Origin of the sequence: Shewanella sp. 1CM18E (assembly GCF_023161665.1) — a bacterium.
Classification (GTDB): Bacteria; Pseudomonadota; Gammaproteobacteria; order Enterobacterales; family Shewanellaceae; genus Shewanella.
Genome location: NZ_JALNTW010000009.1, coordinates 137,547 through 149,306 on the forward strand (window position 1 = coordinate 137,547; position 11,760 = coordinate 149,306).

General features: G+C 42.8%; 8 protein-coding genes and 1 riboswitch. Of the genes, 5 read left to right on the forward strand and 3 right to left on the reverse strand.

Going from position 1 to position 11,760, the window contains the following annotated elements; all coding sequences use genetic code 11:
* Positions 1-108 precede the first annotated feature (108 nt).
* The gene (locus tag MSG37_RS13505; protein WP_248471175.1) at positions 109-390 is read right to left on the reverse strand and encodes a pyrimidine/purine nucleoside phosphorylase; all 282 of its coding nucleotides are present in this window, start codon (positions 388-390) and stop codon (positions 109-111) included.
* Positions 391-818: 428 nt separating this feature from the next.
* Here MSG37_RS13505 and MSG37_RS13510 point away from each other — a divergent pair, with 428 nt between their 5' ends.
* The 4 genes from MSG37_RS13510 (at position 819) to MSG37_RS13525 (ending at position 8,354) form a co-directional block, all read left to right on the forward strand.
* The gene (locus MSG37_RS13510) at positions 819-4,022 is read left to right on the forward strand and encodes an HD domain-containing phosphohydrolase (RefSeq protein WP_248471176.1); all 3,204 of its coding nucleotides are present in this window, start codon (positions 819-821) and stop codon (positions 4,020-4,022) included.
* Between the two features lie 244 nt (positions 4,023-4,266).
* The gene (locus MSG37_RS13515) at positions 4,267-5,433 is read left to right on the forward strand and encodes a BamA/TamA family outer membrane protein (RefSeq protein ID WP_248471177.1); all 1,167 of its coding nucleotides are present in this window, start codon (positions 4,267-4,269) and stop codon (positions 5,431-5,433) included.
* 1 nt (position 5,434) lies between these two features.
* Positions 5,435-6,229 carry a hypothetical protein gene (locus tag MSG37_RS13520; RefSeq protein ID WP_248471178.1) on the forward strand — a complete coding sequence of 265 codons (795 nt, stop codon included), beginning with the start codon at positions 5,435-5,437 and terminating at the stop codon, positions 6,227-6,229.
* Positions 6,230-6,821: 592 nt separating this feature from the next.
* A complete protein-coding gene (locus MSG37_RS13525) occupies positions 6,822-8,354 on the forward strand; it encodes a TerC family protein (protein ID WP_248471179.1) in 1,533 nt (510 codons plus the stop codon).
* 65 nt (positions 8,355-8,419) lie between these two features.
* Here MSG37_RS13525 and MSG37_RS13530 read toward each other — a convergent pair whose 3' ends face one another.
* Positions 8,420-9,745 carry an NCS2 family permease gene (locus MSG37_RS13530; RefSeq protein ID WP_248471180.1) on the reverse strand — a complete coding sequence of 442 codons (1,326 nt, stop codon included), beginning with the start codon at positions 9,743-9,745 and terminating at the stop codon, positions 8,420-8,422.
* A 152-nt stretch (positions 9,746-9,897) separates the two neighbouring features.
* Positions 9,898-9,997, reverse strand: a riboswitch (purine riboswitch).
* Positions 9,998-10,139: 142 nt separating this feature from the next.
* Positions 10,140-11,015, reverse strand: a complete 876-nt coding sequence (locus MSG37_RS13535; RefSeq protein WP_248471181.1) for an EamA family transporter — start codon at positions 11,013-11,015, stop codon at positions 10,140-10,142.
* A 146-nt stretch (positions 11,016-11,161) separates the two neighbouring features.
* Between MSG37_RS13535 and MSG37_RS13540 the strand changes: the two genes are divergently transcribed.
* Positions 11,162-11,665 (forward strand): MarR family transcriptional regulator, encoded by a 504-nt coding sequence (locus MSG37_RS13540; protein ID WP_220782480.1) that lies wholly within the window; start codon positions 11,162-11,164, stop codon positions 11,663-11,665.
* Positions 11,666-11,760 lie beyond the last annotated feature (95 nt).

The following is an 11,760-nucleotide window of genomic DNA, read 5'->3' on the forward strand; positions in this document are numbered from 1 at the left end:
TAATAGCCGTTATCATTGATAGCTATTAGGAAAGTGAATATCCGGAAAACCATCCACCAGACATAAATGTCAAAGCGGATGGTTTTTTGCTTTACGGTTTATGAGCTATTAACCGTAAATACAAAGGTAAGCGGTTTGAGTCGCTACTTTTACTTGAAACTTTGCATCGCCAATAACATCAAATTGTTCACCAGCGTTAAAGGTTTGCCATTCAGTTTGGCCTGGTAGTAATACCGTTAGTGCGCCTGAGATCACCTGCATTACTTCTGGTGCTGCAGTGCCAAACTCATAGTCACCCGCTTCCATTACGCCTACCGAGGCTGGTTTATCTGCACCAGCGAAAGAAATAGACTTAACCTGACCTTCAAAATATTCATTAACCGCTAACATTATAATTCCTCGTGATAAGAGCGTTGAACATGGCTAAACAGAGTGCGTTTAGGGCTCATCGTTCAACGGCGGGATAGTATCACTAAACTTATATTACTGCTGAATCCCAATGCCATATTGAGTGTGATTGATATGAAACTAATCAGTGTCGCTTAGGGATAGAGATGAAGTAGAAAAAAATTCATGTGCAGGGCAAATTTAATAAAGGGTAATTAACTAACGATTAGCAGTATATTGGATTAAAAACCCGCCAAATTCTGTGTTACAAAACTCTTGGCTTTATATGGCACTAAATGGCAATTGTTCGACCTTGGAAATGCTTATTTTCCTCATAAATTCAAAGTGTAATGCTAATGCACTATGTTGACTTGTTAGTTGCGTGTAATAAGATGCACCTTTCAAGGATTGAATGATGGAGCAAAGATTAAATGAGCACCGTGGTCAATAAGAGTAAAAAGCGGTTCACCATTCGAGTAACAGTGGTGGGGATTTTTATCTTAGCAACGGTATTAACCGCTGCCATTGCCATAGGTCTGCAATATTACTTCAGTAAAGCGATGGCAACGGATTCTGCTGTTAATCTTTACAACCTTACCGCCAAAAATACTAGCCGTTATCTCACTCAAGTCGATAGCCAAGCTATAAATACCGTACAACTACTGTCGAGTTTTGATGCGTTACAAGTTAATGACGGCGTGAACCTTGAAACTCGGCGTGTGTTTGCTGAAATCATGCGAACTAATCCATTGTTTTACGCCCTCTACATTGGCATGCCCAATGGTGATTTTTACGAGCTAATTAATCTCGATGCTCACCCGATAATTAGGGAGCAGCTCAATGCGTCGCACCTTGATCGCTGGGTGATTATTGCAATTAACGGTCAAGGTGAACTGCGACAACGCAAGCAATCTTATTTTGATGACGAATTTACTCTTAGGGTCAGCCAAATCGAGTCGAGTGAGTATGACGCCAGAGTGAGGCCATGGTTTATTAATGCTAATGGCGCGACAGTGTCAAAAACTGAGCCTTATCTGTTCCAGCATTTACAATCTCCGGGGCAAACATATTCGATAAAACTGCCTGAAACAGGTGCTGTGTTAGCGTTAGACATTGCGTTGTCGAGTCTGTCTGATTATTTAGTCATGCAAGGTGAAGATGACAACACCGCAAGCGAAAAGAAGATATATCTCTATAAGCAAAGTGGTGAGTTGATTGCTTCTAATCAAGTAAAACAAATTGGCATTAAAATTCCAGAATCTCAGCCTTTACGTTTAACTGAAAAGCAACGCAATTTAATCGCAAAGACAGAGCCATTAAAGGTTTCTAACGAGACTGACTGGGCACCAATTGACTTTGCGATATCTGGCATGCCTCAGGGGTATAGCGTTGATTTATTGAACCTTGTTGCAGATATGACAGGGCTGCAGTTGCGGTATATCAATGGATTTAGTTGGAGTGAGTTAACCGATAAGTTCAAAAAGCAAGAATTGGCCATGTTGCACTCAGTGATAAAAACTGATGAAACCCGCTTAATGGGTGAGTTTAGTGAGCCATTTCTTGAGTTACCTTACGCCTTAGTGACTCAACAAGGCCTAGAGACGATTACCCATATTGAGCAGTTGTTCGGTAAGCAATTAGCCATACCCAGTGGTTGGTCAATTGTCGAGGTGATCCGCAGTAACTACCCACAAATTGAAATTGTTGAAATGCCGTCAACCTACGCTATTTTGCATGCGGTAGAAGAGGGCGAGGTCTATGCTGCACTGGATAATAGTATTATTTTGCATTACACCGCGCGGCAGTTCTTTGTAGAGAACATTCAATATCATGAACAGATAAACTTTGCCCCGTTAACGATAGATACCGGCTTGCATATCGTGCTGGCAAAGCAGAATTCTGCACTGATTGAAATAATCAATTTAGCATTGGCCAATATCACAGCAGAGCAAAAACAGGCATTAAAGGATAAATGGTTTGCTGGTGGCGTAAAACAAAACTTAACCACCAAAGGTACTGTACCGTATGAAGCGCTAATTGATATTGCAAAGCAGCCAGATAGCCAAAGAAAGTTAATTCAGCGCGAGATCAACGGTGTGAAAGAGTTTCTTTATGTCACTCCGTTTGGCGATGCATCCGCTGGCAGTGAAGAATATTTTGCCATAGTGGTTCCAGCAAAAGAGCTATTAGCTAGCAGTGTTGAAAAGGTTCAACATTCGATCTTATTTACTAGCTTGTGTTTACTATTTATCTTGCCAATATCTTGGGTTTTCTCTTCGCCAATTATTAGGCCGATTAAGCTATTGGAAAAGGAAAATGAAAAGATCAAAAATCGCCAATATGATGATGTGATCAAGGTTGATTCTAATATTACTGAGCTGGATGAATTAGCTCACTCTATGATGGATATGTCCTGTTCTATCAAGGAATACGAAGAAAACCAAAAGGAGCTAATGGAGTCGTTTATTAAGCTTATCGCACAAGCGATCGATGATAAGTCTCCTTATACTGCAGGTCATTGTAATCGCGTGCCTGAGCTTGGCTTAATGCTTGCTGCAGCGGCTGAAAAGTCAGATTTAGCCCCCTTTAAAGACTTTAAGTTTAACTCAGCCGATGAGCATCGTGAATTTAGGATAGCGGCTTGGCTGCATGATTGCGGCAAGATCACCACGCCAGAGTTTATTGTGGATAAAGGCACAAAGCTTGAAGCGGTTTATAACCGTATTCATGAAGTGCGTATGCGATTTGAAGTGTTATGGCGCGATGCTGAGATCCATTACTTAAAGCAAGTTGCGTTAGATGATGAGGCGAAAGAGTTTTATCTTGCAGAGTTAGAGCAAAAGCAAAATCAGTTAAAACAAGACTTTGAATTTATTGCCACTGCTAATATTGGTGGCGAGTTTATGGGGCAAGAGTCTAAAGACAGGTTGGCCGAGCTAGCGAGTATCACTTGGCAGCGTCATTTTGATGACAGACTCGGTTTGTCGCCAGTAGAAGAGCTCAACTTGAGTGAGCGAGAAGAACAGCAAGTATATCCGGTTACCGAACCGCTATTACGTGACAAACCAGAACATATCATTAAGCGGATTAATGAAGTTAAGTTTGATCCCAAGTTTGGTATTAAGATGACCATTCCAAAAGATCAATACAACTTAGGCGAGTTATATAACCTGTCGATCTCAAGAGGTACGTTAACCGCTGAAGATCGATTTAAGATCAATGAACATATTACTAGCACGATTAAGATGCTGGAGAACTTACCTTTCCCACCGGAGTTAGCGCGGGTGCCGCGTTATGCATCGACTCATCATGAAACCTTAAAAGGTACCGGCTACCCACGTAAATTAACAGCTGAGGATTTATCGATCCCTGAGCGGATCTTAGTGGTCGCCGATATTTTTGAAGCACTAACCGCTGCAGACAGACCTTACAAAAAGGCCAAGCCGTTGAGCGTCGCTATCGATATTCTATATAAAATGGCGCTCGATGAGCATCTCGATATGGAGTTGTTTAAGCTGTTCTTATCCAGTGGGATCTATTTGGAATATGCCAATAAATTCCTCGATCCGGCGCAAATCAATGAAGTGGATATTGCTAAGTATCTAAACTGTACAGCTATGGATAAAACGGCTTAGGGTGACTGATTGAGATTAAAATGCCGTGGTTTATCTTAGGTTGACTGCGGCTTTATTTTTAGACGCTCTTGTTCACTCCTTAATCAAAAAAAGTCATTGTTGAATATGGCTCAAGTGGTAGAATGCGCGCTCGGCGATTTGCGGCTAGAGCCATCAGCAGTCTTTGTGGCCAGAGGCATCACGTTTCTTTCACAGGATATCGCCTACAACACCCCATTATTCTTCACTATTAATTCGAGCATTTATGAAACGGATTTTATTGTTAACCCTATTGGCGCTTTCTAATCAAGCAGCTGCTGTTGAACCACTTTTTGAAACGCCAAAAGATATGCAGCCGACTTGGATTGATGACATCCTGTCTGTATTTGGTGCAGACGGTGAGTTTGACCAAAGCAAAGCTATCGATATGAGCTATTTACCAACCGCGTATTACACACCAGAAAAAAAATTCGGTGTGGGGTTGCTTATGGTGGGTTTATATAAAACTGATGGTTCATCAAGTGAAGAACAGCCTTCATCTATCGTACTTAACTCGTTTGTATCGATGAACAACTCTTACGGTGTTGAAGTTGAAAATATGACCTTTTTCAACGGTGGTAAACAGCGTTTACAACTTGGCTTAGAGCTGCATAACGAAGCTGCAGTTTACTATGGTCAAGGTATTGAGCAAGGTAATATTGATGCTAATCACCATGAGTTTGAAGAACAGGTTTATAGCTTTAAACCTGTTTATATGACAGAAGTCGCTGATAACTATTTTCTGGGTGTCGGTGCTGACCTAACCTACGCTAGTGCTGAAAAGTTAGAGCTAGTTGAAACCGGTTTGCCAGTTGATTCTAGCGATATTTTGCCAAATAACTTTAGCACGGGTGTAAAGCTAACCAGTATTTACGACTCACGTGATTATCGCTTAAATGCAACCAAAGGTTGGTTATTTCAGATAGATGCAGGTCTTTACCACAATAGCGAATATTCATCGTTTTCAACTTACGATGTCGAATTAGCTAACTATATCGACCTAAGCCAAACCTCTTTGCTGAGCAATGCGCCTGGTCTAATCGCATGGCAAGTACAAGGACACTTTACCGATGGCGATGTACCTTGGAACATGCTGCCTGATATAGGTGGTTCAGGTGCTATGCGCGGCTACATCAAAGGTCGTTATCGCGACAAGCAGATGATGATGGGTCAAGTAGAATATCGTCTACCGTTCTTCCAACGCTACGGCATGGTGTTTTGGGGCGGTGTAGGCAGTGTTGCTGATAAGATGAGCGACTTAAATGAAGAGTTGCTGACTTCTTACGGCACAGGTTTCCGTTTTAAAATCAAAGATAATATCAATTTACGCCTCGATATTGGTGTAGGTGAAAACGAAACTAACTTCTATTTGAATGTGAACGAAGTTTTCTAATATGAGCCGCTTTTTTACCTCGATGACAACTCGTGCTATGTATGATTTATTGGCTATAGCGGCAGTGGCAACGGCGTTTCTTACTTCGAGTTACGCACTTGCTGAGGAAGCATCGTTAGCAAGTGTCGAGCAGTGTAGTCGTCATGCTGAATACGACATCTATCTCAGCGGCATTCATACAGGCACAATGAGCCGTACTGAGGATTGGCTGGGTAAAACTGCGGTGGTGACCTCAACGAGCAAAGCCAGTATTTTAGGTATAGGTACTCAGTATCAGCAGCGTGCAGAACTGGCTTGGTCAATTGAGCTTAACCAGTGGCTTACGCAGAAGTTTCACCAAAAGGTCAGCGGCTTTCGGGCTCGTGATATGCATGCTAGTTTTAGTGACACAGGCCTTGCATCTGAAGTGGATGTTGATGGTGAGATAGAGCGTTATCACTCAGAGGATATTCCACTGCGTGACGTTGATACCTTAGCGATTCAAATGCGTGATTTTTTATTGCAAGGTAGGCAGCAGTTTCGTTTAATCCGCCAAGCATCAGATGCGATAGAACCGTACCAGTATTATGTGCAAGACGCGATCAGTAAAGAAATTGCACCTTGGGGTAAGTTAACTTTGATCCCTGTTGAGCAAACTGGCACAGAGGAAGTGACCTATTACTTTGCCCCAGAGCTGGATTATCAGCTGGTTCAAGCTCGCTATCACGGCATAATCTTGCGCGGTCTGATTGAGCTCAATAGCTACAACTCGACCTGTAATACAGCCATCTCAGACAAGCTTCCAGAAGAGGCTTAGTTAGATAAAGCTAGTTGATAAAGTTAGTTGATAGAGCTGTTTGATAAAGCGCTGACGTAAGTTGTTGGCGCTTTGCTGGCTTGCGCGACTTATCATTCCTGTAGTTTGGCTTTGTTTAGCATTTCTCCTACTTATTCAGTTAGCAAAGTTTTTATTTACCCATTTAACTGCTTATTTAATGCTGCTGCCCAGGGGGAGTATAAGGCGTTCTATTGCGAGTCTGATTGTCTAAATAACAGGGGGCGTTATCAATAAATGTTAGTGTTTGCTTACGACGTTTTCCTTGTATATCGATATTGTCGCGTTTGCTGTCACATACTGTTAGCTGATGGTTCGAGTTAGGAGTAGTCCGAGATAGTGAAGACTATTTAACCTTAGAAAATGTCCTTTTTAGCAGTTTATAAAGACTTGCTGAGCAAAGTTAAAGTTTAATTAATTATAGGTTTTGCCAATTCTCCAATATAACTGCGCTTATCTTTTAATAATGCGTCATATTTTGGAGCTATTGACCAAACTGAGCTGTTAGTTCGAGTTGTTACTTTGAGCAATGAACTTGAACAAAGACCTCAGTTTAGGAAAATAAAAACACACGATGGAATTTTTGCTTGAACCACAAATTTGGATTGGCTTAATTACCCTTATTATTATCGAGATTGTGTTAGGTATCGATAACCTCGTTTTCATTGCTATTTTAGTTAAAAAACTCCCACCTGAGCTGCGCGATAAAGCTAGAACAATCGGTTTGTCTTTAGCCTTAATTATGCGTCTTGGTTTGCTAAGTATTGTGTCTTGGCTCGTCACCTTAACCCAGCCGTTATTTAGTATTTACGATTTAAGCTTCTCAACCCGAGATCTGATCTTAATTATTGGTGGTTTGTTCCTACTATTTAAAGCAACTCATGAATTACATGAGCGTTTTGAAGGCGATATGAGCCAACAGCAAGGCACTAATGTGTACGCCAGCTTTGGTGTGATCATTGCGCAGATCTTGGCGCTTGATGCGGTGTTCTCACTCGATTCAATTATTACCGCCGTGGGTATGGTAGATAGCTTAGCTGTGATGATGATTGCGGTAATTGTATCTATGATTGTGATGCTATTGGCGTCCAAGTCGATTACTAACTTTGTTAACGCGCATCCAACGGTTATCGTGCTGTGTTTAAGCTTCCTATTGATGATTGGCTTTATCTTGGTTGCTGAAGGTTTTGGTGTGCATATTCCTAAAGGCTACTTATACGCTGCCATAGGTTTCTCAATTTTAATTGAAATGTTTAACCAAATGATCAGCTCAAGCCATGCAAAGTATGCTGAGCGAGTGCCACTGCGCCAACGTACTACAGAAGCCATTTTCCGCTTGATGGGCAATAAACATTACAACGTCCATGATGACGACGAAGGCGCAGAGCCTGCGCCAGTCAGCTTTGGAGATGCAGAGCGTGAGATGGTCACGGGAGTGTTATCGCTGTCGGAGCGAAATGTACGGACCGTAATGACTCAAAGAAGTGAGACGGTTTGGTTAAATACAGAGGACTGCACCGATAAGATTAAACAAACGATTAAAGATAGTCGCCACCAAAACTTCCCGGTATGCAGTGGCTCGTTAGATAATTTAGTCGGTATTGTGCGCAGTAAAGATTTACTACTCGGCATTGAAGCGGGTGAAAAATTAGCCGATATTGCAGCGGCTTATCCTGCCTATATCGTGCCAGACAGTATTAACGTGATTCGTTTACTCGATGGCTTTAGAGAATCGAGAGCGGGTATGGCAGTGCTTGCTGATGAGTTTGGTAGCATTCAAGGTATTGTCACTTTACATGACTTGCTTGAGTCAATTGTCGGTGAGTTCCCTGATATTGGTGAGATCCCTGAGATCAGCGTGTGTCACGACGGCTGGTTAGTTAAAGGCTCGACTTCACTGCATGACTTAGAGTCACGTTTAGAGACCATAGGACTGATTGATAAGCAGCAGGAGTACATTACTGTTGCAGGCTTATTGTTAGCCTTAAACTCAACCATTCCTAAGGTGAGTGATGTGGTTGAATTTGCTAAGCTAAAATTTGAAATCGTTGAAGCTGATGACTTCAAAGTATCAATGGTTAAAGTGAGTCATATTCAAGCGAACTAATCAGTTTTACCTAAAGAAAAGGGTCTGCATTGCAGACCCTTTTTTATTAATGCTTTAAGTCGTAATTACCACATCAACAAGTAAGCGATAAAGATCAGTGATAGGGCATAGATGATCGGGTGTACTTCACGGCCTTTGCCAGCCACTACCATAGCAAATGCATAGCTGATAAAGCCCATCGCCATACCGTTAGCCGGTGAGAAGCTTAAAATGGTGAACATCACGGTAAAGAAGGCGGCGATACACGAAGGCTTATGGTCCCAATTGATATGACCTAAGCGGCCAACCATGTATATACCGACCACTATCATCGCTGGCGCGACAATAGCGGTAGAAAACATCGAGAACACTGGGTAGCAAAATAGTGCCAGCAAGAATAAACAGGCAGTTGCCACCGCGGCTAAACCGGTTTTAGCCCCTTGGGCTGAGGCAATCCCTGATTCAGAAAACGCAGTGATTGAGGTGGTGCCTAATACGCTACCAATAACCGTACCACCTGCATCGGCAACCAGTGCTGAACGTGCGTTTGGTACCTTGCCATCTTTATCGATAATACCTGCGTCTTTACCTACACCGACAATCGTTGATAAGCCATCGAAGAAGTCGACGATAAAGAAAATGATCACGATAAATAGCAGATCAAATAGCTTATCGACGGTGAGAAACTCAAAGTTAAATACCTTACCAAAGCTCGGCTCAATGCTTGGCGGCAGACTAAACCAAGTTTCAGGAATTGGCGCATATTGGGTACCTAGCACCGCATCGCTAATAAGCGTTAAGGTAATTGAAGTCATAAAGGCGATAAAAGTGGCGAGCTTAATATTGCGCACCATGCAGCCTACTGCGACAAATAAACTGATAAAGGCAATGGCAACTTGCGGTTGGCTAATATCGCCCATGCTCACCAGCACCACTGGGTTAGCAACAATAATCCCGGCATTCTTTAAACCTAAAAAGGCGATAAACAGGCCTAAAGACACTGTGATAGCGAGTTTAAGATCTTCTGGGATCGACTCAATCATCTGCTTGCGAATTTTGGTCATCGAGAAGATTAAATACACGATACCCGACAAGAAAATGCCGAATAGTGCCTCGTGCCAAATCAGCGCCACAGAGCTTGATGCTAGCATGCCTTTAAAGAAACCATTCATGCTCATGCCTGGGGCTAGCATCACTGGATAGTTGCCGAAAAAGCCCATGATTAAGGTGGCGAGTGCTGCGGCTAATGCTGTGGCGGTAAAGATGGCGCCTTTATCCATGCCATCAATGCTACCTAAAATCGCCGGGTTCACCGCCAAAATATAACTCATAGCCAAAAAGGTAATAAAGCCTGCGTAAAGCTCGGTGCCAACATTGGCATTGCGCTTAGAAAGTTGGAAAGTGTTTTCCATAAAGCGGGACTGTCCCGCACGTCGAAGTAAGCTAGAGATTGCCACAGTGATGCCTTATTAATGTTTATTGATGCGCTTATTTTTAAGCGCAGAGAATTCAATACATTTATTGGCAGATACCACTGGGCTGCCAAGTGTTGTAGACGTTTGGCAACAGACGGTGATTGGGCTGTAGTCACAAGATTAGGTCTTGTGGTAGAGACTTCTGGACCAAATTTCCAGCGATATACAGCACAATAAATTGTTGGCGCGGATTGTACGCAAGCAGGGAGGTTGCGCAAACAATTACAAGAGAAGTGTGCTGTGGGTCAATATTTTGCTTTGACTGAAAAACATTAATTTGGCTCAGTCGATATAGACTGAGCCGGAGTTGTAAGAGGTCGCTTTAGCACACTTAGTTTAGGCGTTGGCGTATAAGCTGGATAAGCGCTGGCGTAACAGAAGCTAAGATCATGCCCGTCATTAACAGGTATTGCTGCGCTGTAAATGACTCGCCGAGTAAAATCATACCGCTGATGATCCCGGCAATAGGGTTTGCAATACCGCCAAAGGCAAAGTCGACCACACTCATCCGCTGCAATAACCATACATATAGGCCGTAACCTAGTGCCGTATTGAGTAGGACGATCCAAGCGATCCCCATCGCATTGCGCCAGTCAATGTGCTGCACTGCTGCCACGTATGCCTCGGGGGCGTAGCTAGCGTGGACCCCTGCAACTACCAGTAACAAGCTGCCACCTATAATCAGTTGCCAAGTGAGCACTGTCCACCAGTGAATGCGGCTGCCCAGCGCTTTTGTCATGGTACTGCCAACAATAATGCAGCTAATTGCAGCGAGCATAGCGGCTAAGCCAAGCGGATTTAAGCTGATCGATTTTGGATCAAACAATAACCAAGCAAGGGCAATAATGACCGCACCTGATATTGCTTGCAGCGAGTTGGGGCGCTTTTTACTGACAACCCAATGAAACAACATGGCAAACACGGGGACGGAAACCATACCGACGCCAGAGATCGCTGATGGTAGCGTTAATGCCATAACAAAAATCAGGCTGAAGAAGATGGCGATATTGATCGCACCAAGTTTAATTAAAATCGGCCAGTCAGCTTTATTCGGCAAACTTGGTTTAATCGCTAATAAAATTAACCCCGCCGGTAACGCGCGGATCGCACCTAATAGCATTGGTGGCCAGTCAGGTAAACTGAACTGAGTAACCGCGTAGGTGGTGCCCCAAAAAAATGCAGTGATCATGGCGAGGAAAATATTCATAAACTACCTTACTGTTAAGTATCTTTACGTAAAGATAGATTTCATTGTTGATCGATAATTTATTTTTGTAAAGTATCTTTCTGTGAAGTATCTTTACGTTAAGTTTATTGTTGGTGGGTTAGCTTGAGGCAAAATAAAGGTGACAAATGGAAGATATTGATAAGGTTATAGCGCAGTGGGGGCGAGAAAAGCCGCATCTAGATACCCTACCAATGGCTATTTTTGGGCGTATTATGCGTTTGCAAAAACATGTTGAAGCGCAGATTGCTGCCTGCCATAAACAATATGGTCTAACCATGGGCGAGTTTGATGTACTAGCAACATTAAGGCGTTCAGGTGAGCCGTTTAATCTTACGCCATCAGCATTGCTGTCATCGATGATGTTAACGTCTGGGGCAATGACTAATCGTTTAGATAAGCTAGAGTCCAAAGGCTTAATTGAGCGGGTGCACAGTAAAGAAGATCGCCGTAGTGTCTCGGTGGGCTTAACTGATGCAGGTTTTAATACCATAGATAAAGCGATCGAAGATCATGTGCGTATTCAGCATCAACTGGTTGAGCAACTATCTGCTACTGAGAAACCGGAGTTGAACCAATTACTCAAAACGTGGTTAGCAGGTTTTGAGGGGGAATCTAGTATTTTGAGCTAGCCTAGCATTTTCGATCTAGCTTGGTCACTCATAGTGTAAATCAGTCATTAAGGGTCAGCAGTTTGCTGGCCCTTTTTATTTTGGTTTCGTGGCAG

What these genes read in the sequence shown, in the direction of transcription:
- MSG37_RS13505 (WP_248471175.1), bottom strand. Translation starts at nt 390, where the DNA reads ATGTTAGCGGTTAATGAATATTTTGAAGGTCAGGTTAAGTCTATTTCT.
- MSG37_RS13510 (WP_248471176.1), top strand. Translation starts at nt 819, where the DNA reads ATGAGCACCGTGGTCAATAAGAGTAAAAAGCGGTTCACCATTCGAGTA.
- MSG37_RS13515 (WP_248471177.1), top strand. Translation starts at nt 4,267, where the DNA reads ATGAAACGGATTTTATTGTTAACCCTATTGGCGCTTTCTAATCAAGCA.
- MSG37_RS13520 (WP_248471178.1), top strand. Translation starts at nt 5,435, where the DNA reads ATGAGCCGCTTTTTTACCTCGATGACAACTCGTGCTATGTATGATTTA.
- MSG37_RS13525 (WP_248471179.1), top strand. Translation starts at nt 6,822, where the DNA reads ATGGAATTTTTGCTTGAACCACAAATTTGGATTGGCTTAATTACCCTT.
- MSG37_RS13530 (WP_248471180.1), bottom strand. Translation starts at nt 9,745, where the DNA reads ATGGAAAACACTTTCCAACTTTCTAAGCGCAATGCCAATGTTGGCACC.
- MSG37_RS13535 (WP_248471181.1), bottom strand. Translation starts at nt 11,015, where the DNA reads ATGAATATTTTCCTCGCCATGATCACTGCATTTTTTTGGGGCACCACC.
- MSG37_RS13540 (WP_220782480.1), top strand. Translation starts at nt 11,162, where the DNA reads ATGGAAGATATTGATAAGGTTATAGCGCAGTGGGGGCGAGAAAAGCCG.